The following is a 22,960-nucleotide window of genomic DNA, read 5'->3' on the forward strand; positions in this document are numbered from 1 at the left end:
AATTGCCTAGCGAATAAGGGCAGCAGATTAGCACACCGCTAAGTGCGATTTGTTCCGGCCTCTGAGTGCGGTTAATTCAAAACCCTGATAACTCAAGCACCGACGGCAATTGGGAATTAAAAGTTAGATATTTAAACTTTTAGATTAATGGACGATCGCTCAGCAGGGGATTTCAATCCAAAATTCCGCTCCCTGTCCGGGCGCTGAGATGCAACGCAGGCTTCCCTTATGTTTTTCTACCACAATCTGATGGCTGATGGATAATCCTAAGCCGGTTCCAGCCCCTACGGGCTTGGTGGTGAAGAACGGGTCAAATAGCCGCTTGCGAACCTCTTCGCTCATTCCCGGGCCACTGTCGGCGATGCAAATTACAATGCGATCGCAATCACTGAGCTGGTTTTTACTGTGGCTTTTCAACCCAGCTTTTTTCATGAGGGTGCGAATCACGATCGTCCGAGGTTCCGGTTGGTTTTCTAGAGCGTCGATCGCATTGCTGATAATATTGAGAAATACCTGGTTTAACTGACCCGCACAACAGTAAATATTGGATATTTTTCCATATTCTTTAATAATTTCAATCCCGCTCTTTATACTTGCCTGATGAAATCTGTGCTGCAATATTAACAGTGTACTGTCAATTCCTTCATGAACGTCTACCAACTTCATTTCTGCTTCATCCAGTCGCGAAAAGTTCCGCAGCGATAACACAATATTACTGATTCTTTCTACTCCTACTCTCATGGAATTTAGCATTTTTGGCAAATCTTCCTTCAGAAAATCTAACTCTAAGTCCTTAACTTTTTCAGCAATCTGAGGCACTGGGGACGGGTAGCATTCCTGGTAGAGACTTAAGAGTTCTATTAAATCATGAAAATAGTTGTATGTATGAGAAATATTGCCGTTAATAAAAGTTGCGGGGTTGTTGATTTCGTGGGCGATGCCAGCCACCATCTGACCGAGACTCGACATCTTTTCGGATTGAACTAATTGGATTTGAGCGTTTTGTAGTTGTTCGTAGGCTTCTTGCAATTGGGCGGCTTGTTTTCTTAATTGAGATTCGGAAGCTTGGAGTGCGGCGGCGGAAATTTTGCGGTTCGTTATATTTTCAATCATCCCTAAGTTGTAAATAGGTTTTCCTTCGCCGTCTCGAATCAAAGTAGCTGTCACATTTACCCAAACAATTTTACCTGTAGCGGTAATCTGGCGGAGTTCGATTTGATAGTGAGTAATTTCTCCCCGCTCAAGAGAATCAGCAACTTGGATATTTTTTGGATAATCGTCGGGATGCCCAAGTTCTATAAATGTTTTGCTCAGCAATTCTTCGGCGGTATATCCCAGCATTTCGTAGTAAGTTTTATTAACTCGCACTAACTTGTTATCATCTAAATTAGCTAAGTAGATAGCGATGGGTGCATCTTCAAAAATTGTGCGAAATAGTTCCTCGCTGGCCCGGACTTTAGCTGCTAGGGAAAGCCTATCGGTGATGTCTTCAAAGGTAGACAAAATGCCGACAACATTGCCGGAATTGTCGTGTAAAGGTATTTTATTTGTATCCAGACAGCATTGGGTGCCGTCAGCTTGCATTTTGGATTCTATGATGTGATATTCTGGGGTGTTGGTTGCCATGATGCGGCGGTCGCAGGCTCGAAAAAATTCTGTTTCTTCCGGCTTCCAGGGCATATCGAAGTCGGTGAGACCGGCGATTTCACTCGGGTGATTGAAACCTGCGACTTTGGCAAAGTTTTTGTTGCCTCCCAAGTAAACTAAATCTCGATCTTTCCAGGCGATTAACTGAGGGATGTTATTGATTACCGACCACAGCATTTTTTTGGAGGTTTCCAAGGCTTCCGTGCGTTCTAGGACGCGCTTTTCAAGTTCTTGATTGGCTTGTTGCAGGGCCATTTTTGATTCGCTGAGGGCGATTTCTGCTAGCTTGCGATGGCTGATGTCGATTGTCACCCCTTCCCACAGTATATCGCCCCCCGGTTGCAGTTCGGGGCGGGCAATACCGCGAATCCATTTCAGTTTTCCAGATGCGGTTACGATCCGCCATTCATATATCCACGGTTTTAAAGTTTGGCCGGAAATGGCGAGAGATTCTAACAGAACTTTTAGGTCTTCTGGATGCACCGTTGACCATACTAAATCCGAGTTTTTTTGAACTTTTTCTGGATCTAATTCGTAGAGTTCCCAACAGCATGAACTGACATAAATGAATTCATCGGAACCGTCGGGATGCAGCAAGTATTGATAAATCATTCCCGGCACGTTGGCGGCCATTTTTTGGAATCTGGCTTCGCTTTGCTGCAGTGCTGATTCTGCAAGTTTGCGATCGCTAATGTCAATCAACAACCCGTCCCAAATAATGTTACCTTTTTCGCCCGGTTCTGGCCGGGAAGCCCCGCTAACCCACTTAATCCGATCGCCCGGAAAAACAAATTTGCCTTCCCACCGCCAAGGCTCTAAAGTTTTAGCTGAGATAGCAACAGATTCCTGGAAGCTTGGCGCATCGTCTGGATGAATCATTTCGATCGCGGGAATAGCTGAGTTTTGGAGTACATCTGGTTCTAATTCCCAGAGTTCGCGGCAGCCGGAACTCACGTAGGGGAATGACATAGTGCCGTCTGCTGCTAACTGAAATTGATAAATCATTCCCGGAACGTTGGCAACGAGTTTTTGAAACCTCGCTTCGCTTTGCCGTAGCGCTGTTTCTGCTTCTACGCGATCGGTAATATCGTAAAATGCGGATAAAATTGCGGCTTCGCCATTAAAATTAATCGCTCGCATCGACATTTTTACCCAAAAAAAACTGCCATTTGCTTTCTTGAGGCAGATTTCTTCGCGGTCGGCCAAGCCGTTTTGTTTTACTAATTCTATCAATTGACTGCGGTCTTTGATATTGGCATAAAGTTCATTTTTTTTGCGTCCGATAAGTTGTTCGGGACTCAAACCTAAAGTTTCTCCGAGGGCAGGATTTGCATACAAAATTACGCTATCTTCTAGGCGCGTAATTGACATGGGAACGGGAGTCACAGTGGCGATCGCCCGCAATCTTTCTTCGCTTTCTTCCCTGGCTGTTTCGGCTGCTACTCTTTTGCTAATATCGTTCTGAACTCCGATAAAATGAGTTAATTTTCCCTCATTGTCTAGGATGGGGGAAACCATTAATTCGTTCCAAAAAGGAGTTTTGTCTTTGCGATAATTTTTGAGAACTACCTGAATTTCCGTTCCCGCTTCCAAGCTGCGGCGGAGTTTATTTAATTGGGTCTGATCGGTATCGGGGCCCTGCAAAAATCGGCAGTTGCGTCCAATAACTTCTTCGGCACTGTAACCGGTCAGTTTCTCAAAAGCAGGATTGCAGTAGATAATAGGTATGTCAGGCTTGCGAGCATCCGCGATGAGGATGCTGTTGCTCGACGCTGCGATCGCCCGCTCTAGGAGAGACAGGTTGAAAGAGTCTGTTGTCATCTGTGGCAATATCCAAATTCCCAGGGAGGGGACAGAACAATAAAAATTTATAAATAGCTTGAGCCATTCTTATTGTATAATTTTATTTTCAATTTAGCTTTTTTAACAAAGTCAGCAGCCCAAAAAAGCCGACGTGGGAGACGACTAATACCATTTTAGATTTTAGATTTTAGATTGGCAATGACTGATTCCATTATGGTTTGGGGCACGGGCATACAGTTGCCTCCTGGTTTAAAAGTAGTACCACCGAAGGAATTTGGTAATTATCCAGAAAACAGAAGGTGAAAATACCGAATGCGGCAAGAAAACAGAAGGTGAAAATACTGATATTTTCAACTTTTTTTCTTCTTTTCCTTCCATCCGGCCCGTCAACCCTTTTAAATTGACAAGCTGAGGGAAGAACCCTGAGCGGTTTTGCTTACTTCAATCCTGGCTTGAAAAGCTTCTTTCAGGTGGGGCATATGGGTAACGGTGAGGATGCAGGCGAAGTCGGAGGCGATCGCATTAATTGCAGCAATCAGTCGATCGCACCCTTCCGCATCCTGAGTCCCGAATCCCTCATCAATAATCAACATTTGCAAAGCCGTACCCGCCCGCTGAGACAGCAGTCTCGCCAGCGCCAGCCGAATCGCAAAATTAATCCGAAAAGCTTCACCGCCAGAGTAAGTTTCGTAGGCGCGAGTACCGCGTGCATCAGCAATTAAAATGTCTAAGGTGTCAATCAATTTAGTGGCTTTTTTAGAAGCAGCAGCCCGCTGAGTAATAAATTGAACGTGCAATTGATTCGCGCTCAATCTCGACAATATCTGATTTGTTTCAGCTTCGAGTTGAGGCAAAACATTTTCAATCATTAAAGCTTGAATGCCGTTTTTACCAAAGGCTTGACCCAACTCTTGATAAACTCGCTGCTGGCGTTTTGCAACTTGCATTTGCTCTTTTTGAGCTACTAACTGAACTTGCAGATTTTCCAAATTTTGCTGCTGCTGCTGGAGGCGTCCGAGACTTCCCAAATGTTGGTCTAGCTGCTGGCGGCGGCGACTGATTTGCTGTTCGATCGCACTTATGCGGGCTGTGGGATCGGGATGTTCTTGTAATTGCTGGTTCATCGCGGCAGTTTGAGCGCTGACAGCTTGCAAATCTCGATCGCGCACTGCGATGGAATTTGCTATTTCATTAACCCGCTGCTGCACTTGCGGGTACTGCACAGTTGCTGAGCGCAATTTTTCGGCGCGGGCGATCCAAAACTGCGATCGGCGCATTTCGCTCCGCACGTGTTCGTGCTGTTCCAAATTATAGCCAACTTCCGCAATGTATCTATCTAAAGACAGAATTTGCTGCTGTATTTCCGAGCTATTTTTTTGCTGTTCTAACTGTTGCTGTACTGTGGCTAATTGAGTTTGCAAATCCGGGCGGCGCGCATTAATTTTATTCAGTTTCTGCTGAGCGTCTTTGATTTGAGCTTGCTTAATTTCCGCCCACCGCAAGCGCTTTTCATCGCTGCGGGCGAGGGAGTGGCTGCGATCGCTGTAATTGAGCTGTTGCAGTTGCTGTTCGATTTGCTGGAGTTCGCCCAAATCATCGGCTGCATACTCGCCGGTGCGTAGCAACCGCTCTATTTCTGCAGCGTCTTGACGCATACTTTGCAGTCGGTTTTCATCTTGGCCCAGGCTATCTAATTGTGCTTGTAAATGACTGCGGCGTTCCCGCAATTCTTGGTAGGGCGCTAATTCCTCTTCTAGTTCGCGGTATTCATGTCTGAGAACTTGAATTTCGCGCTCGGAGACGGCCAACTGTTCGCGGACAACCCACAGTTGGTTCCAAATTTCCTGCTGTTGGGTGTGGTGTTTTGCGACTACCAAATTCCAGTAGTGTTCGTCTAAAGGTCGATCGCACAAAGGACAATTGCCAAAATTTGCATCCCGCACCATTAAAGGCGAATTCGATGGCTCGTTTTCCGCAAAATTCGAGGCTTTATCTTCGCCTGCGGTTTTTTCTCCTTCATGTTTCCGCAGCAGTTGCAGTTTTTGGTCGATCTCGGCGAGTCTGGTTTGATAGTCGCGGCTTTTGGCTTGCAGGTTTCCTAGAAAGTCGTGCCTTTCTTGACCTTTTTCGCGGACTCGCTGCTGATAAACTCGCTTGTTTTCCAACTGCAAAATTTGATTGGCGATGGCCGAGATTTCCTGCTGTAATTGCGGCTGTCGCTGCTGCTGCTGAACTTGCACCTGTCGGTTGATTTCCTCTAAGCGGGCGGTTAAACCGGCGCGGGCGCGATCGAGCTTTTGTTGCTTTTGCTGCTGCTGTTGTAGCAGCGGCGAAACTTGCAGTTGCAGTTGCTCTAGTTCGTTGAGGCGCGATCGAACTGCTTGCAACTGTGCGAGTCCTTTATCAACCTCCGGCTGCTGTTTGAGAATTTCCAGAACATCTTTTTCATCTTGTTCTAAAACCTCTAATTGAGCTTGCAACTGCTGAATTTTGTTTTGCAAAAAGCTCAGTTCTTGCCGTTGCTGTTCTTGCAATTGCTGACGCTGATTTTGGGCTTGTTGGTTTGCCTTAAATTTGCCAGCCAGAGTTTCTTCTGTCGCTTGCAAGCTGTGGAAATAGGCGATGCCTGCTGTTATTTCCTTTTCTTGCCCTAGGAGGGCTTGTAGCTCATTTTGCTGCTGTTTGGCTGCGCTGAGTTCTTGCTGCAAGCGGCGGCATTCTTGAGTGATATTGTAGTGCTGTTGCTGGTGGCCTGCGAGGAGTTTTTGCCAAGTTTGGCGGTTGTGGTGCTGGAGTTGCAGTTGCTGCAACTCGGTTGTGTCGGCTTGCTGCTGCTGCTGGAGCAAATCTGTTGCTTGCTGCAATTGAGTTTGTTCGGAGGCGATCGTCTCTTTTTGTTGCAGTTGCTCTTGTACGGTTTGCAAACTCTGTTTGAGTACATCGACTTGAGCTTTAAATTGTTTGGACGTATCTTTGGCTTGTTCGGATAAAGTATCGTAGGAGTCGAGCTTGAGCAGGTTGGCTAAAACTTGTTTGCGTTCGATCGGCTTTTTGAGCATAAATTCATCAGCTCGCCCCTGCCGCAAATACGCCGAGTTGATGAAAGTATCGTAATCTAGTTTGATGTGTTCGAGGATTTTTTGCTGAGTTGTTCTCAGGCCCTTGTCTGTGAGCGTGCGAAAATTAAGTTTTTCCTCAGTCACGGCCGAATTCAAGCTGACTTGAAACTCCACACTTCCCGAGTGTCCGCGGCGGCGGTTGCGAATCACCCGGTAGATTTGGCCGCCGATGGAGAAAGTGAAATCAACGCGCACATCAATTTCGCCGATGTGGATGATATTGTCTTCCGTATCGCTGCGACAACAGCCCCAAAGTGCCCAGGCGATCGCTTCTAAGAGGGAGGATTTGCCAGCACCGTTAGGCCCGCAAATGCAAGCGGTGTGCAGGCCGCGAAAGTCTAAAGCAGCTTCGCGATAGCTGAGAAAATTTTTGAGTGTAAGTTGTATAGGAATCATTTAGGCCATCGCGCCATACAATCTATCTATAAATAGCACTATTTGTACGCTGTTGCCTAGTTATTCAATCCAGATCCAGAACAATTGTCAGTGCTTCTGCAATTTCTTCCATAATTGTCTCGGACAGGGTTCCGAGTTGTCGGACAAATCTTTGTTGCGAGACGGAACGGACTTGAAAAGTATCAGCGGCGGAGAGTTTCGCCAAGCCATTTTCTGATGTCGGTTCGAGCTGCACCATCCAATCAAGCGGGGAAAAAAGATCGTTCCATGCTGTAATTGGAACAATTACTTTGAGCCGCAAATTTCCCACTTCATCATCGCTGACAACCACAACAGGTCTAGTTTTGCCAATTTCATCTCCCACCGTTGGATCTAGTCTGACAAGCCACACTTCGCCCTTACGCATTAGTCTCTACCCCTGCGCTCAGGTATTCTTCCTCGGAATCGAAATACGGTTCGCTGTCGGGCGACCACAAATCGTGCAGCGGCCCTCCTGGTTCATACAAAGGAACCGCTGCTTCTGCTGCGGCTCTGAGTCTCCGCTTTCTCTCAGCTTTGCGCTGGGCTTTTTCTTCTATTTCTTCGCGCATCATCCGCGAAGCTGCTTCGATGATTTCTAGGCGTTCTTCTGCTGTCAGATTTTTGAGTGCTGCTAAGATTTCTGTTTTGGTCACGGTTTTTTCGGGTGGTGGGTGAGAAAGTGCGATCGCACCATCATTATATCTTTCACAAAAATCAATATCGCCGCTCTGTGTTGATGACGCACCCTACATTACCGGTCTGTGCTGATGGCCCACCCTACATGGATCGCATTAACAGATTTTCCATCATCAAAAAGGGTTGACTGTATTCCTACAGCCAACCCCGCACATATTTATTTGTCCTGCGTTTGCTCAAACAGCAACACTACCTAACAAGATTCGGGAACGTATAGCCGACACCGACTAACAATCCCACGTCAGCTCCGTCAACAAAACCAATATTCAATCCCGCTGTTGCTGTTAAATTTGTCGTCAGCGGCACATCTACACCCCCCGAAATCAGGAAGCCAAAATTACCGTCATCCCCGGTAGTAACTATCACGCCAGCACCTGCATAGGGAGCAGCACTAATCACAAAATCCTCGCTGACTTCGACGGTCTCTTGAGATACAAAATCGAAGGTAACGGGAACTAGAAGAGTTAAGTTGTCGCGCAACAAAACAGTCGGTCTCACCGACAAATTGTTCGTCAAACCGATTTTGCTAATAATCGCAAATGAACCGTCGCCTAAGGCTGAATCTCCGCCAAAACCTACATTGCCGCCAATGCCGATGTAGCTGGGCCCAGAACGGGTAGCTCGGCCTGGTCGGATTTGAGTTCCCTGAGCCACTTTTTCAGTTGCTTCGGAGACAGTTGCAGGTTTTTCAGCAACCTTCGGTTGGTTTGTCAAAGCTGAGGCGGAAGTGCTGACAGGATTGCTCAACAATTCTTGTGCTGTTTGGACTTCTTTTTCTTCCTTCGTTGCTGTTACTTCAAGATTATTGCTCTCGGCAACAATTGAGGTAGGTCGCTCGCTCTTTTTGGCAGTCTCGACTGTTGACTGCACTTTGACACCATTATCAGCAATTTTAGCGGTTTCTTCCGAATTTTCAGTCTCAGCAGCAATGGATGTATTTGGCGCTGTTTCTATCTCAGCAATTTCAGATGTTGCTGCTTCCGATTTTTCGGGTTCAGCAATAGATACTTGCAAGTTGGCGTCCGGTTCGGAGGCTGCTGGCTCTGCTGCTTCTGTTAGTTCGCTCCAACTGATAGAATCAATTTTTTTATTACTAGCCGTTGTTTCTGCGTCGGGTTTAACTGCGGAAGTTGCCGTCGGCTCAGAAATTTGGTCAATATTTTGAGCGGCTATTGTTGCAGTTGTAGCGACATCGGGCAAGTTGCCAGTTTCAGCTTTCGCTGACATGGTACTGCAACAAACAGCTAAAGCTGCAAGATTTATTAACGCAAAAGTAGACTTGGAAAATAGACTATTCATAGAAACTCCTCAATGAAGGGTGTGTTAAAAGTGTAAGTGTTTGAGGGCGACCGTCGAGAGCTTTGCTAAAAAAAGACACAAATATGAGTTGTGTTGTTCCTAGATTGGCATTTTACCGTTGAATAGTCAACTCTCAAGCTGATTAGATTCAAGAACGGACGGTTGGTTTAGAGGCTAATTTTAATTTACAGATCGATCAGCAAAAAATCAATCCTAGGGATGATTGCACCCTTGCTCCTGTTTAATTGAGGGGTCGATCGCGCGCCTCGCTTGCATTCTACAAGACTGTACTTGGGGGCGCTGCACTGGCAGCCACGCCGGAAAAACCCGGTTTTTGAGGGCGCACCAGCTCGAAACCAAAAGACAACAAGCTTTCAAAACAGTTTTGGCAGCCCCGCCGTCCACAGCAAGTGCAGTTAATACAACGAGATCGGCTGCTGCACAGTCCATGACAATTAATGTAGAATAATACCACCGATCCGAGAAATATTTGTGGGTCGCTCGTGTCAAAATTAATGAATATTATGAAAATTGTGTAAAATTTAGTGTTCTATTTGTAAAGTTTAGCCTTCGCTTTCGCTCAGGGTCTGACCATCTCACAACAGCACGCAAGTAAACAAGTAAAAAAATACAAATTATCTGATCTCAACCTGACTTTATGAGCAAAGTTCTAGTCATATTAGGCGAATTGAGCGATCGCGACATCGATTGGATGCTCGCCAACGGCACCCGCACCCAAGTCCTCCCCGGCACAACTCTGATCACCGAAGGGAAGCCCTTAGACGCCCTGTACATAGTTCTGGAGGGAACTTTGAGCGTTGCTGTATCATCTTTAGGCGGCAAAGAAATTGGAAAAATTATTTCCGGCGAAGTGTTAGGCGAAATGTCTTTTGTAGACGGGAGGCTTCCTTCTGCTAGCGTCACGGCAATTGAAGAGTGCCTCATCCTGTCAATTCCCCGACGGCTGCTAACTGAAAAACTCGAGCAAGACGTGCTTTTTTCCCTGCGGTTTTATCGGGCGATTACCAAATTTCTGTCGTCGAGACTGCGGGGTACAGTCAAACGCTTTGGCGATGATAGTGATGGTTTAATATATGAAGAGCCCGACGACGAGGACGCCATCCCGCAAAATGTCGAAAATCCAGATTTGGCTGAATCGAGATTTCAATGGCTGTTGGAGCGTTTGAAGGGGAGTTGAAGTTCGGCAACGAGCAGTGTACATGATTTAATGGATTTAACACCAATTTCTAGTTACCCTTTCCCAATCCCAATTTCCCATTAGAAAACATATTTTTCAGCGACGCGCCAATAGCGAGAAAAACGCTTCAAATCAATATAACCATCGTAGCGGACAAAGGCTTCCGGCGGCAAAACTTCTACTGGGTGCGATCGATTAATTTCCCGGCAAATATCCTGAAACCGAGGACTGGGACTTTCCGCAGTCACCACTTGATTCGCGCCGGATTCTTTAGCAAAAGCTATAACTTCCCCAGCCACATCGCCCCGCCGAATAACTACCGGCAACTCCAGCAAACATTCGTAAATAAACACCATTCGTTTGAGACTTAACTGCCATTCATCAATCAGCGCATCATCCCAAACCCAGATTGCCGGTGCCTCTGGATGCGCTTTAAAAGCCGGGCCTTCAGGACTCAAGCAGTCACCGTGCAGCCAAATAATCGGATTGTTCATAAATTGGTAATTGGTAATTGGTAATTGAGAATTGAGAATGGGTGTTAAATCCGTTAAATCCGAATAAAGCGAATCGGTTGCCGAACTTCCTTAATTTTTCCGGCGCTTTTGAAAGTCTTGCCAACTTTTAGAACCGCCGCTACGATCGACCTTTTCTCCATGAGGAAACAACTGCCCTTCCAAATATTCGTAAGTTCCCTCAAAATCGCATTGCCCATAAAAAGGACAATCGCGACAATAAACCGCCTTAGTGTAACGCTCCAAATTTTCCCGATTAAAAAAATAAGGTTTGTGACTAAAAGTGCTTGCTACCCACTGCCAAGAAAGATTATTGCTCGCCGGATCTCCATCTAGCAAATGTTGCAAAAACCAGCGAGCTCCGGCTTGCCAGCGCACGCGACGCCAGTGTACGAGATAAGCGGCAGTCCACATCCGCTGGTGATTGTGCAAATAACCAGTTTCTCGCAACTGGCGACTGAAACTGTCGATGCAAACCAAACCAGTCGTGCCTTGGACGACATCCTGTGGCAGAGTTTCGCTGTAATCTTTAGCAGTGTAACCAGTTTTGTAGGGTTCCCGGTCTTGCCAAATCCCGTTGCCCAATTCGACGTACAGTCGCTGCCAATAATCCCGCCAACCCAACTCGTTGACAAGTTTCACTGCCTCTTCTGGATGCCGCACCTTCTCCAGCACGGCATCCCGGACTTCGGCAAGACTCAAAACGCCGTAGCGCAAATAGGGCGACAAGCGCGTTACCGCACCGTTGAGGAAATTGCGGGTTGAGGCGTACTTGCCGGGGTCAATTTGTTGCAGGGCTGTCTCGGCTGCTTTGCGCCCGCCTAGGATCGGGGGTACGCTGCTGTCCCGGGCGGCGGCTTCGGGGAACTGTTGACGCACGTAGGCTATTAATTCGTCGCGGCTGGCAAATTCCCGCTCCATGTCCTGACTCATTCTTTTCTCAAGCACCTGCTATTGTTTCTTAATGTTAAAGCTATTTGTTCGGGCCTGCGGGGTCGATCACCCTAAATTGCCCGCTTGATCCTGGTAACGTACAGTTTGCCCCAGCAGCAATTGATCGTCGGTTCGCAGCTAAAATTAGCATCAAAGTCAGTACACTCAGGGATAGATATCATACCAAAATCTCATGGAAACTTTTCCGGCGGACGCTAAAGCGATCGCCAGCTTAGCTAACGGACAGCAGCAAGGTACAAAACAACTGGAAAACAGCGAAGTTCAAGAGTTCGATCGAGCCATGATGCGCCGCTGCATAGAATTGGCTCGCCGTGCTCTGGGCAAAACCGCACCCAACCCCCTTGTCGGTTCTGTAATTGTCCGAGACGGCAAGATTGTCGGCGAAGGGTTTCATCCCGGTGTCGGTCAACCTCACGCCGAAGTTTTTGCGCTCCGGGAAGCGGGGGAACTCGCCGCAGGAGCGACCGTCTACGTGAACCTGGAACCATGCAACCACTACGGCCGGACTCCCCCCTGTTCTGAAGCTTTAGTTAAGGCCAAGGTGGCAAAAGTAGTGGCTGGCATGGTCGATCCGAATCCTTTGGTAGCTGGAACTGGGCTAGCTCGGTTGCGAGAGGCTGGCATTGAAGTGGTGGCGGGAGTGGAAGGGGAAGCTTGCCAGAAACTCAACGAGGCTTTTGTGCACCGGATTTTGTACCGCCGGCCTTTTGGCATTTTGAAATATGCAATGACTTTGGACGGTAAAATTGCTACCAGTAGCGGCCACAGCGCTTGGGTGACAGGCGAGGAGGCTCGGAGCGAGGTACACCGGGTGCGCGTCGGCTGCGATGCTGTGATTGTTGGGGGAAATACGGTGCGTCTAGACAATCCCCTACTGACGAGTCACAAGCCTGATAGGAATAATCCCTTGCGGGTGGTGATGAGCCGCACTTTGGATTTGCCGAAGTCGGCTTGGTTGTGGGAAACCTCTGTGGCGGCTACTTTGGTGCTGACTGAGCCTGGGGTTAACCCGGAATTTCAGGAATTTTTGATTGCCAAAGGGGTGGAAGTTGTGGAACTCTCGCCTCTGACACCGGCAAATGTTATGGCTTATTTGTACGATCGATCTTTTCTTTCTGTACTCTGGGAGTGCGGTGGCACTTTAGCCGCTCAGGCAATTGCTGAGGGTGCCGTTCAAAAAATTATGGCTTTTATTGCTCCTAAAATTGTCGGTGGTCAAGGTGCTCCAACTCCTGTAGGAGATTTGGGCTTTTCCGCAATGACTGATGCTTTGACTTTAGAGCGGGTTTCTTGGCGCACAGTGGGTGCAGATTGTGTGGTGGAAGGCTATTTAAAAATTAAAGATTGAAAGTTAAAAGCGAGTCTTTTGAGTTTTTGATTTTTAACTTTTAACTCCTTTTATGGTTGAAATTCTGATTTGGAGTTTGATGATTGGCAGTCTCGGCTTAGAGGCTGCGCTTGTGGGTCTTTTGGTGAGCCACGAGCAATTAGATGCGGGGCAAAAATGCGATGAGGAGGAGGAAGTTTTGACTCGGTACGAATCTCAAGAGGATAATTTTAATGCACCTGAAAATGCGCGCTCCAAGGGCAATCTTAAATCTGATCCCACTTCTGTTGATTTGACGGTTTGGGAGTACAAGATTGTGCGGGCTAGCAACGATTTGTTCCGCAATCCGGCGATTTTTCACAAGCTGTGCGGGGAAGAGGCGGAAGCTGGCTGGATTTTGCTCGAAAAACTCGACGACAGGCGGGTGCGGTTCAAACGTCCGATCGCGCTGCGGGACGCCCCGAGGCAGAATTTACCAACGTTTGACCCTTACCGCACTCATTACGGCCCGATCTCGAATGCGATGACTTGGGCTGCGGGGATCGTGTTTCTGAGTGCGATCGTGCTTCCTGCTGTTTTGGGCTATGCTTTGGTGTCTACTACTCTCACCAGAAGTCGCTCTAATTGGCCTCCGACACCTGTTCAATCTTTGCCTTCTCCCAGCGGGCCAGCAACTAATAAGTGAAACCTGGGCAAATTGGCGCTCGCCCTTTTTGCAACCTGTTTTATAGCAAGTCTAAATCATTTGTAAACCCGATGTTTTTTTACGAACCGCGAAGGCGCAAAGACCGCGAAGGAAGAGAGGAGAAGTGAGGAGAAGTCTGGGTTAGTTTGGGTAATTTAGGCTTGCTATATACGTTATTTTGATTTAAAATTGGGGCGGTATTACTGAGGGAGCTGCTAGCAATCTCAAGTCATAATTTGTATCGCCTTGAAATTGAGAAACGCGGACAAAATAAGTCCCCGCAGGTAAAGCCCCATTGCTGACAATTGTTTCTGAAGCCGTGCCTAAATTGTTAGACGAAGCAATAAGATCATCTAATCCAACTGCGCCGTTGCCGTTGAGATCTTGAATTAATTCAACATCAACATCTGCACTCAAACCGTCTACAGTTACACTGAAAAGGCTAGGAGTATTGAGGATGAAACTGTAAATGTCGGCTGGTTCAGCAGCTCCCACAAAATCGCTCGCAGTTTGAATTTCTGTCAGAATGCCCAGGCTTTTTGCTGCGTTCAAATTGTCGGCGGGATCGGGGAGAGTGCTCAACAGTCCTTCTTGTTGACCGAATTGAATGTAATGGTCGATCGCACTTTTAACTGCGCCACTATTGACTGCTGCTGCTACCAGCGGATATTTTTCTAGATAAAAGCTGGGATCGAAGAAAACGCTGGCTTTGCGGTTTTCTAATTGACCGGCTTTGAAGTAGTGTTCAAAAGGGGTAAATTGATTTGTTTGGACTGCTGTCTGCACGTCGGGGTTGCTTGCTAAATAGAAACCAACATCGAAGAAAGGGTTGGGGTTGCGTCGTTCAAATTGACCGAATCTAATAAAGTGATCGGCTGCTGAAAAGCCATTGAGTTTGGCTGATACCGCTACATCTGTATTGGTGTCTAAATAATAGCTGGCGTCGAACAGGGCATTCGGGTCGCGATTTTCAAATTTGCCAATTTTTCGGTAGTGATCGAAGGGACTCGATACCGTGCCTCTGGCAACTGCTACGGCCACATCTGGGTTGTTTTCGAGATAAAATTTGCTGTCGAACAGTGTTCTGAGGGTTAGCATTATTAAAAAAATCTCTCTGGACTTTAGTCTGGAAATTGCACGATCGAGAATCCAGTTTACATCAAAGTTTTGTTTTGTGAGGATGTCTTAATTATGGCTAAATCTGGACTGATGGCAATGCTGCGCCGCGCTGCGAGTATTGCTCAGAAATCAAGGGAAACGGGCATTCCGGCTGATGAACTGCTGGGGATGCTGAGCGCTGGCATTCCCAATTCTCCCATATCTCGGCGCCGCTTGCTGCACGGAGGTTTAGCTGCTGCGGGGGCTGTCGCTGCTGCGACTTTTACCAGGGAGGGAGGGGGAGCTTTTGCTCAACAGGGCGGACGATCGCCGATTTTGGTTGTGGGTGCGGGGATTGCGGGTTTGACGGCGGCCTATCGCTTGCGCCAAGCGGGTGTGCGCGCCGATATAATCGAGGCAACTAACCGCGTGGGGGGGCGGATTCGCACTATTCCCAAGGTGGCTGGAACGCTGATTCCGGCGGATCTGGGGGGAGAATTTATTGACACCGGCCACACTAATTTAATCTCGCTGGCGACGGAATTGGGTTTGCGGGCGATCGACTTAGCCCAAGTGCAGAGTGGACTGGTGAAGGATACTTTTTTCTTTCAAGGGCGCCGCTTTTCTCTTGAGCAAATAATCGCTGATTTTGCGCCGCTAGCAAGTAAAATTACTGCTGATTTGGAGGCGGTTGGCGATGAAATTAGCTATCAAGATTTTACAGAAGCAGCGGAAAGATTGGACAATCTTTCGATCGCTGAATATGTAGACCAAGCTGAGACTAGCACGATTGTCCGGCAGCTACTCCGCATTGCTTACACGACGGAATACGGTCGAGATCCTGAAGAACAGTCGGCGTTAAATCTGCTGTTTTTAATCGGTTCTGAACCGGGCAGTTTTGAATTGTACGGCAACAGCGATGAGCGTTATCAAATTGACGGCGGTAATAGTCAAATTATCAACCGTTTGGCGGGTCAATTGTCTGGTTCGATCGAGGCGGGGACGGTTTTGGAAGCGATTACTCTTTTGCCGGATGGCCGCTATCGGGTAAATTTGCGATCGGGACAAAGCGCCTTCGAGCGCACTTACGAGCGAGTTTTGTTAACTTTACCGTTTAGCACTCTGCGAGACGTTAGAATTAACGTACCTTTGCCCCAACCAAAGCGCAGGGCGATCGAGCAGTTGGGTTACGGTACTAATTCTAAGTTAATTACCGGCTACCGCAGCCGAATTTGGCGGGAACCTTATCGATCGACTGCTTCTGTTTATAGCGATTTAGGATTCCAGAATACCTGGGAAGCTACGCCTTTTGCTCCTACTCCTAACGGTTTAGTTACTAATTTTACAGGAGGAAAGCAGGGTTTGTCGATCGGTGCGGGAACTCCCGAAGACCAAGCACAAAGATTTTTGAACCAATTTGAAAGAGTTTTTCCCGGAGTGAGAAATTTGCGATCGGGCAAAGCTGTGCGAGCTTATTGGCCGGGAGAACGCTTTTCTAAAGGTTCTTATTCCTGCTATTTAGTCGGACAGTGGACGCAAATGTACGGGGTTGAAGGCGAACGAGTTGGCAATTTATATTTTGCCGGGGAACACACTTCGCTGGAAAATCAAGGTTACATGGAAGGCGGTTGCGAAACTGGACAAAGGGCGGCTGTTGAAATTTTGCAAGACTTGGGTTTGATACCTTCTGCTGATGCTTTGAATGCTCGAACTGCGAGTAATTTGAACAATCGCCGTCCCAGCCGGAAAGTTCCCGGAGCGCAGAATCTTAGGAATAGGAAGCCGAGTATTAGATAATCTCGCCAGGTGCGTATTTAATGCTTGTTTGCCGTTGCTCCTAGCCCGTGCATCTAATTCTTGTGGGGTGGGCTTCTAGCCCGCCCAAAAATACAATTTAGATGCCCAACAGCTTAAAGCCATTTTACTGATTTTAAATCGCAACTTACCCCCTGCGGGGGTAGTTCTGGGGGCTGTATTCTTTGTCCCGTCTCGGCTTTAGCGACTTGACTGCCGACAAACCGTAGTCATGTATTTAAGATTTTCTCAATATTTAGGGCGAGAGTATTGTTCTATAAATGATGAATTTAAGCAAAAACCCAGCCACATAAGGGTTGTAAGAGATTGTAGTCATGTAAAAGACTTGGAGGCTCCGGGCAAGTCTCACCTCGCAATGGTTTCAGACGGAACTTACCCCGCACACGGGGTAAGTTCCGTTAACTCAGCAAAATTACTGATGTTTAAGATGTGTCATCTACCTTAAGATAGAAATCCTGAAGTTATCCGAGCATCATTAGGGAAGTACCACGGGAGCATCACCCATAGCAGGTGTCGCTGATGGACAAGAACGATGAGAATTGCCCCATCCGCTACAGGTAGTTTCCACCAAAGCACAATTTTTCCTACCCATCAGAAAAGATGAATCAATTGAAGCAGTCGGTAAAGCTGTTTTGGTCGATCGCAAACCCCTACTTCTTTTCCAGAGAAAAATGGGGAGCTAGGGGGTTGTTCGCCCTCATAATGTTATTAATGCTAGGTTTCAATGCTGTGGGCATAGTCCAGAGCTATATTATGCGGGACTTGATGAATGCAGTCACGGGAAAGAATGTTTCAGACTTCTATAAGATGTGGCTGATGCTATTGGGTCTGTTTGCCATATTCACGCCCATTATGGTTTTCTTCTTATATTCGCAAAATGTACTGCAACTCTACTGGCGAAAGTGGCTAACGAATCACTTACTGAAGAAATATTTTAGCAATCAAGGTTTCTACAAAATTAAGTTCAATGATAAGGTTGATAATCCCGATCAGCGTTTAGCTGAAGACGTTAATTTGTTTGTTAAGCAAAATATTGATATTTGGGGATTATTATTCAACCAAGTTGTCACAATAATTTCTTTTCTCGGCGTTCTCTTTACAATTGACAAGGCACTGACTTTAGTTGTATTTATACTGGCTGCTTTTAGAACTGTTTTCACTATCTTGATAGGTAAGATATTAAGTAGATTAAAGTTCAATCAGTTACAACGAGAAGCAAATTTTCGCTATAGTTTGGTTCATCTTCGAGACCACAGTGAATCCATTGCATTTTACCGAGGTGAAGAGCGTGAATTTAGTGCAGTATCACAGCGATTTAATGAGGTCTTGAATAATTTTAATAACCTGATTGTCTTGCAGCGTAACCTTGGTTTGTTTACCCAAGGAACCGGGATGATATTTACAAATTTACCTATAGTTTTTTAGCTCCTCGATACTTTGCGGGTCAGATAGATTTTGGGCAGGTAACGCAAGCTTCTGGAGCGTTTGTGTCTATTTTAAGTGCCCTGGGCTTTATTGCCGAGCATTTTGATATGCTAACTAACTTTACCACTCAGATTAATCGTTTAGGAACATTTGATCGGGTTCTGTCCGAGCAAATGGCAGCACCTCGAGCCGGCATGGCAACGATTGATGTTGTGGAAGAGCACTATCTAGCCCTCCAACGGGTTACCTTAGAGACGCCTAACTATGAGCGAATCTTAGTTAGAGATTTATCTTTCAAGGTGGGGCCGGGTGAAAGCGTCTTGATTGTTGGACCTTCTGGCGCTGGCAAGAGTTCGTTAATGCGAGCGATCGCAGGATTGTGGAATGGGGGTACGGGTTGCATTGTCCGTCCTAAACCGGAGGAAACGCTGTTTTTGCCCCAACGGCCTTATATGTTGCTAGGGGACTTACGCAGCCAATTGCTATATCCCAACACCAGGGGTCAAGTTACTGATGAACAACTGCACGAAGTACTCGAACAAGTCAATCTTTCCCATTTGCCAGAACGGGTAGGTGGATTTGATGTGGAATTGGAATGGGCTGATGTTTTGTCACTAGGAGAACAACAACGGTTAGCATTTGCACGCCTACTGCTGACTAAACCTCGCTACGCTATTTTGGATGAATCAACGAGTGCATTGGATGTGGCTAACGAGAGACGGCTCTATCAGTTGCTCAAAGAAACAGGAACTGCCTTTATCAGTGTCGGTCACCGTCCGACTTTGGTACAGTATCACGAGCAGGTCTTAAGGCTAGTTGGTAATACCAATTGGCATCTGATATCGGCTAAAGATTACAGCCCCGATCTCGCCGAGTTTGCTTGAAAAATGCAATTGCCGAACTGCAAGTAATGGTCTTTACCGTATCCGCCTCAAAATTCCAGGCGTGCGATCGGGTAGAACAGAGTAACTTTTGACCGTACCCGTCCATCACTTCCCTTTTAGGAGTTTTTCAATAGCGTGTTGCCATAGCATTGACATCACTTGAAAGCAGTTGATGAAGACTCCAACGCACAGTATACTGATAGCGATCGCCCTGTTTGAAAAGATGTAGTGGAGAAAGCAGTTATAGTTCTGCTGCCCTAGTCCTACACCAGCAGATGCAACCCGCTACTATCAGCAGGGTGCGCGTGAAGATAGCGACCCGTCGTCTCAATTTAGCTGTGTCCCAATGTTGCTTGCACCAAGTTGATGGGCACACCCCTCTTCAATGCCTGACTGGCGGGAGAATGCCTTAGCCAGTGCGGCGAAACTTTCCCCTCAACCTCGGCCCGCTTGCCGGCAGTCGCTACAATTGTGAGAACGTGGGATGAGGTCAAGTGCTCTCCTTTCCTGCTCAAGAACACCACAATCTGTTCTAACGTTTTTGTCCTGGGTTATCTTGAGTAACGACCATGACTTTACTTTACTTTCTAAAGTTTGATGTCTTATTATAGCACTATGCAGCGTGAGTGCGACGCCCCCTAAATATAGATATGCTAGCCTAAATTTTAGCTGTATTGTATTGTAGCAATTAATTTCCTAACTTGCCTAAAAAAGCATGATTTATTTACATTTAACAGTAGCTTTCTCTAGTTTACTAATGTCCCCGATATCAGCTAGCCCTTTGATTGCAGACGCTACAAATACAATTGCTCAAAACTCCGAAATTGACGAGCCGTTTTGCTACATGAAAACCCCCGACGGCAAAACAGTAGACTTAGGCAAGTTATGCGAGAAACAGCCATCTTTAGGAAATTCCCAAACTTGCATTCCCGGTTCCAACATTGCTGCGAAAGTGTCTATTGCGGTGACTAATTACGACGGCAACTTTTTCAGCGGTCAAGTCCTTAATCAAGGCTGCAAAATCATCAAGAATGTCAAAGTCAATTATGAAGTTTTGGACGAGTCAGGCAATTTAATTGACAACGGATTTATCTACGCTGAACCAGTTACTCTTGCACCCGGACAGTCAGCCGCCTTTCGGGGCGAAGTTGTCGCGGGGGCTAAAGTACAGGCTACTCATGCCGACGGTCAAGAATGATTTTAGATTTTAGATTTTAGATTGAAGAATTGGACAGTTAACCCACGGATGAATCCGGGGGCTTTGTATCCCGGATGCTTTCGGTGAAGAATGATTGTTGAGATTTGCACGATCGCTGTTATCATGTTTTGGCTCAGATATCTCTATGACTTACGCAGAGATCCCCCTAAATCCCCCTTCAAAAGGGGGACTGTGAATAATAATCTTGTGCCACCCTTGGTAAGGGGGGTTAGGGGGGAGCGAAGTTTGAATATTCTTGCAGAGATCCCCAAAAACAGAATTTGCGAGGGCAAAATATCTTGAAAACTCGATCGACATACTGGCAAATCTTACCCTACCTCCGTCCCCAAAAACAAACCATCGGTAAAGCATTAGCTTGTACCGTAGTATTTACCATATTTTGGCCGATTATAGCGTGGCTGGTTGGCGAAACAGCCAAATTTATAGGTAAAGGAGATTTACAAGGGTTCGCTCAAATTGCCGCACTCAGCGCCATTATATTTCTACTTCGCGGTACAGCCCAGTACGGTCAAGATACACTGATGGCAAAAGCAGCTTTGACTATTGCTTTAGAAATCCGCAAAAAAGTCTACTCCCACCTGCAAAAACTAAATCTCGGCTACTTTGAAACTGCCAAAACCGGAGATTTATCCTACCGCCTCACCGAAGATATTGACCGCATTGGCGAAGTCGTAAATAAATTTTTTCATCAGTTTATCCCTTGTGTTTTGCAGCTAATTGCGGTTCTGGGATATATGATTTATCTCAACTGGCAATTAACTTTAGGTGCATTAATTATTGCACCGCTGATGGCTATCTTAATTGGCTGGTTTGGCGAAAGACTGCTGAGTTACTCGCGCCAAAGTCAAAATCGCATTTCTGATTTATCCGCTTTGCTGACAGAAGTATTCAGCGGCATTCGCTTAATCAAAGCATTTGTGGCTGAAGACTACGAAATTGCCCGCTTTGCAGAAGAAGCAGAACAAAACCGGCGCGCTAAGTATTTGTCAGAAAGAATAAAAGCACTTCAGTTCGTTGTAGTTGGCTTTCTGGAAGCGATGAGCGTGATTTTGCTCTTTTTCCTGGGAGGTTGGCAAATTTCTCAAGGAAATCTCACAGGTACTCAATTTATTAGTTATATCGCAGGGGTGGCACTTTTAATTGACCCCATTGCTATTACAACTGCTAATTACGGAGATTTTAAGCAGGGAGAAGCTTCTAGCGATCGCATTTTTGAACTATTAGCAATTGAACCCGCTGTAGTCGAAAAATCGGGTGCCATTGAACTGCCCCACGTTACCGGAAAAGTCGAATACCGCAATATTAATTTTGCCTATAACTCAGAGACACCCATTCTGCAAAACATGAGTTTGTTGGTGCTTCCCGGAGAAATGATTGCTCTCGTGGGTGCATCCGGTGCGGGTAAAACTACTTTAGTAAACTTGTTACCGAGATTTTACGATCCGCAAGCGGGACAAATTTTAATTGATGGGATTGATATTCAAGATGTGACATTAAATACGCTGCGTCGGCAAATCGGCATTGTGCCACAAGAAACTATTTTATTTTCGGGTACAATTGCTCAAAATATTGCTTTTGGGCGATCTTATTATGAACTGAAAGATGTGCAAAAAGCTGCGGAGATTGCTAACGCTCATCAATTCATTAGTGAGTTTCCCGACGGTTATCAAACTTGGGTAGGAGAAAGGGGTGTAAATTTATCTGGGGGACAGAAACAAAGAATTGCGATCGCCCGTGCAGTTTTGCTCGATCCCAGAATATTGATTTTGGATGAAGCGACATCGGCGCTGGATTCGGAGTCCGAAGGTTTAGTGCAGGAAGCGCTGGAAAGATTGATGCGCGATCGCACTGTGTTTATTATCGCGCACCGCTTGGCTACTGTGCGGAGAGCCGATCGCATTTTAGTTTTGGAAAAAGGCAGAATTGTCGAATCTGGGACGCACGAGGAGTTGCTGGAAAAGGGATCTCGCTACGCAGGCTACTACGCTCAACAGTTTAGTCAGTAGGCTACATTAGAAACCGGGTTTTTAGCCGTTTCTGCTGGCCTCAACGAAGTATTCTCGTAAAAAACCCGGTTTCTGGCTACCCGTGGGTTCTGGACTGAACCCCTACAGCTTTGAGCATGGCTTTTTTACATTCCATTAAACCCATAACACCCGTGATATTCATGCGATCGCCTATGATTATGATGCCAAAACATGACTCAGGATGACAACAGATAGATTTGGAACATTACGAAAGCCATTGTCATTGGTGAGAAACAGCGTACAGCCTTCAGTGATGGCTGTCGCAGCATAATAGCATAAGGGGTTTTGAGATTGGTATTAGCCCTTAAATTAGCTGCTGTTATCAGTACAGATTGAGTTATGGGAACTAGCTGTATCTCTGAGGATAATAATAGTTGTTCGTAGTCACGGAATAAGATAGTGTTAGCATTTTTTAGAGGGAAAACTAAGGTTTCCAGCAACGTCAATTCACTGGTCATCAGTTCAATTTCACCTGCTTGAAACTTCAGCCACAAGGGTAGAAGAAGCGAATAGTAATTCTGGTTGGCTTCAACGGTGTAAATAATGACTTGTGTATCCAAGTAAATTGTAGCAGAGGATGGTAGGTTTAGTTGTCCCATGAGTTTTTTTCTTCTTGAAGTTCCCGATCGATTTCTTCAACTGTTCTGGAGACATTACGGCTACGGATTTCTGTAAGCAATTCCAACACCTTACGCCGCCCGCCTTGAGGCTTTTTTGGTATAATCACAAACACTTCTACTTCTTCACCCACAGATCCAGGCGGCACTTGAATTTCAAGTTTATTTCCTGCCATAACTGTGGTGGTAATCCGTATTGCTGACTGCATACTTCCTCC

Annotated in this window: 20 protein-coding genes; 8 read left to right on the forward strand and 12 right to left on the reverse strand. The window is 46.4% G+C overall.

Features of this window, described 5'->3' with window-relative positions:
- Positions 1-159 precede the first annotated feature (159 nt).
- The 6 genes from QUA57_RS08700 to QUA57_RS08725 all read right to left on the reverse strand — a co-directional run bounded on the left by QUA57_RS08700 (position 160) and on the right by QUA57_RS08725 (position 9,491).
- Positions 160-3,468 carry a PAS domain S-box protein gene (locus QUA57_RS08700; protein ID WP_333060325.1) on the reverse strand — a complete coding sequence of 1,103 codons (3,309 nt, stop codon included), beginning with the start codon at positions 3,466-3,468 and terminating at the stop codon, positions 160-162.
- A 377-nt stretch (positions 3,469-3,845) separates the two neighbouring features.
- On the reverse strand, positions 3,846-6,965 hold the full coding sequence (locus QUA57_RS08705; protein ID WP_333060326.1) for an AAA family ATPase: 3,120 nt from the start codon (positions 6,963-6,965) through the stop codon (positions 3,846-3,848).
- Positions 6,966-7,029: 64 nt separating this feature from the next.
- Positions 7,030-7,371, reverse strand: coding sequence for a type II toxin-antitoxin system PemK/MazF family toxin (locus QUA57_RS08710; protein ID WP_333060327.1), 342 nt, complete (start codon positions 7,369-7,371; stop codon positions 7,030-7,032).
- On the reverse strand, positions 7,364-7,639 hold the full coding sequence (locus QUA57_RS08715; RefSeq protein ID WP_333060328.1) for a hypothetical protein: 276 nt from the start codon (positions 7,637-7,639) through the stop codon (positions 7,364-7,366). The genes QUA57_RS08710 and QUA57_RS08715 overlap by 8 nt, the downstream gene beginning before the upstream one ends.
- Before the next feature lie 232 nt (positions 7,640-7,871).
- On the reverse strand, positions 7,872-8,981 hold the full coding sequence (locus QUA57_RS08720; protein ID WP_333060329.1) for a hypothetical protein: 1,110 nt from the start codon (positions 8,979-8,981) through the stop codon (positions 7,872-7,874).
- Positions 8,982-9,194: 213 nt separating this feature from the next.
- Positions 9,195-9,491: a hypothetical protein gene (locus tag QUA57_RS08725; protein ID WP_333060330.1), complete on the reverse strand. Its 297-nt coding sequence runs from the start codon at positions 9,489-9,491 to the stop codon at positions 9,195-9,197.
- 148 nt (positions 9,492-9,639) lie between these two features.
- Here QUA57_RS08725 and QUA57_RS08730 point away from each other — a divergent pair, with 148 nt between their 5' ends.
- The gene (locus QUA57_RS08730) at positions 9,640-10,179 is read left to right on the forward strand and encodes a cyclic nucleotide-binding domain-containing protein (RefSeq protein WP_333060331.1); all 540 of its coding nucleotides are present in this window, start codon (positions 9,640-9,642) and stop codon (positions 10,177-10,179) included.
- Positions 10,180-10,259: 80 nt separating this feature from the next.
- Here the strand turns inward: QUA57_RS08730 and QUA57_RS08735 are convergent, their stop codons facing one another.
- Together QUA57_RS08735 and QUA57_RS08740 are read right to left on the reverse strand one after the other, a co-directional pair.
- Positions 10,260-10,673: a hypothetical protein gene (locus QUA57_RS08735; RefSeq protein WP_333060332.1), complete on the reverse strand. Its 414-nt coding sequence runs from the start codon at positions 10,671-10,673 to the stop codon at positions 10,260-10,262.
- Between the two features lie 90 nt (positions 10,674-10,763).
- Positions 10,764-11,624 (reverse strand): FAD-binding domain-containing protein, encoded by an 861-nt coding sequence (locus QUA57_RS08740; protein ID WP_333060333.1) that lies wholly within the window; start codon positions 11,622-11,624, stop codon positions 10,764-10,766.
- Between the two features lie 193 nt (positions 11,625-11,817).
- On the opposite strand from QUA57_RS08740, the gene ribD reads away from it, so the two are divergent.
- Together ribD and QUA57_RS08750 are read left to right on the forward strand one after the other, a co-directional pair.
- On the forward strand, positions 11,818-12,993 hold the full coding sequence (gene ribD, locus QUA57_RS08745; protein WP_333060334.1) for a bifunctional diaminohydroxyphosphoribosylaminopyrimidine deaminase/5-amino-6-(5-phosphoribosylamino)uracil reductase RibD: 1,176 nt from the start codon (positions 11,818-11,820) through the stop codon (positions 12,991-12,993).
- Between the two features lie 52 nt (positions 12,994-13,045).
- Complete coding sequence (locus QUA57_RS08750; protein ID WP_333060335.1) at positions 13,046-13,657, forward strand: hypothetical protein; 612 nt, start codon at positions 13,046-13,048, stop codon at positions 13,655-13,657.
- A gap of 183 nt (positions 13,658-13,840) precedes the next feature.
- Here the strand turns inward: QUA57_RS08750 and QUA57_RS08755 are convergent, their stop codons facing one another.
- Positions 13,841-14,755 (reverse strand): PPC domain-containing protein, encoded by a 915-nt coding sequence (locus tag QUA57_RS08755; RefSeq protein ID WP_333060336.1) that lies wholly within the window; start codon positions 14,753-14,755, stop codon positions 13,841-13,843.
- 93 nt (positions 14,756-14,848) lie between these two features.
- Between QUA57_RS08755 and QUA57_RS08760 the strand changes: the two genes are divergently transcribed.
- The 3 genes from QUA57_RS08760 to QUA57_RS08770 all read left to right on the forward strand — a co-directional run bounded on the left by QUA57_RS08760 (position 14,849) and on the right by QUA57_RS08770 (position 18,879).
- Positions 14,849-16,552 carry an NAD(P)/FAD-dependent oxidoreductase gene (locus QUA57_RS08760; RefSeq protein ID WP_333060337.1) on the forward strand — a complete coding sequence of 568 codons (1,704 nt, stop codon included), beginning with the start codon at positions 14,849-14,851 and terminating at the stop codon, positions 16,550-16,552.
- A 618-nt stretch (positions 16,553-17,170) separates the two neighbouring features.
- Positions 17,171-17,995, forward strand: a complete 825-nt coding sequence (locus QUA57_RS08765; protein ID WP_333060338.1) for an SbmA/BacA-like family transporter — start codon at positions 17,171-17,173, stop codon at positions 17,993-17,995.
- A gap of 62 nt (positions 17,996-18,057) precedes the next feature.
- Positions 18,058-18,879, forward strand: a complete 822-nt coding sequence (locus QUA57_RS08770; protein WP_333060339.1) for an ATP-binding cassette domain-containing protein — start codon at positions 18,058-18,060, stop codon at positions 18,877-18,879.
- A 332-nt stretch (positions 18,880-19,211) separates the two neighbouring features.
- On the opposite strand, the gene QUA57_RS08775 is transcribed toward QUA57_RS08770, so the two are convergent.
- Positions 19,212-19,403, reverse strand: coding sequence for a tyrosine-type recombinase/integrase (locus QUA57_RS08775; RefSeq protein WP_333060340.1), 192 nt, complete (start codon positions 19,401-19,403; stop codon positions 19,212-19,214).
- Positions 19,404-19,636: 233 nt separating this feature from the next.
- Here QUA57_RS08775 and QUA57_RS08780 point away from each other — a divergent pair, with 233 nt between their 5' ends.
- Positions 19,637-20,077, forward strand: a complete 441-nt coding sequence (locus QUA57_RS08780) for an FxLYD domain-containing protein (protein ID WP_333060341.1) — start codon at positions 19,637-19,639, stop codon at positions 20,075-20,077.
- A 299-nt stretch (positions 20,078-20,376) separates the two neighbouring features.
- Complete coding sequence (locus QUA57_RS08785; RefSeq protein WP_333060342.1) at positions 20,377-22,104, forward strand: ABC transporter ATP-binding protein; 1,728 nt, start codon at positions 20,377-20,379, stop codon at positions 22,102-22,104.
- A 197-nt stretch (positions 22,105-22,301) separates the two neighbouring features.
- Here QUA57_RS08785 and QUA57_RS08790 read toward each other — a convergent pair whose 3' ends face one another.
- Both QUA57_RS08790 and QUA57_RS08795 read right to left on the reverse strand, forming a co-directional pair.
- Positions 22,302-22,724, reverse strand: a complete 423-nt coding sequence (locus QUA57_RS08790) for a PIN domain-containing protein (protein ID WP_333060343.1) — start codon at positions 22,722-22,724, stop codon at positions 22,302-22,304.
- Positions 22,712-22,951 (reverse strand): hypothetical protein, encoded by a 240-nt coding sequence (locus tag QUA57_RS08795; protein WP_333060344.1) that lies wholly within the window; start codon positions 22,949-22,951, stop codon positions 22,712-22,714. The genes QUA57_RS08790 and QUA57_RS08795 overlap by 13 nt, the downstream gene beginning before the upstream one ends.
- Between the last annotated feature and the right edge of the window lie 9 nt (positions 22,952-22,960).

Origin of the sequence: Microcoleus sp. Pol7_B2, from assembly GCF_036701035.1 — a bacterium.
Taxonomy (GTDB): Bacteria; Cyanobacteriota; Cyanobacteriia; order Cyanobacteriales; family Microcoleaceae; genus Microcoleus.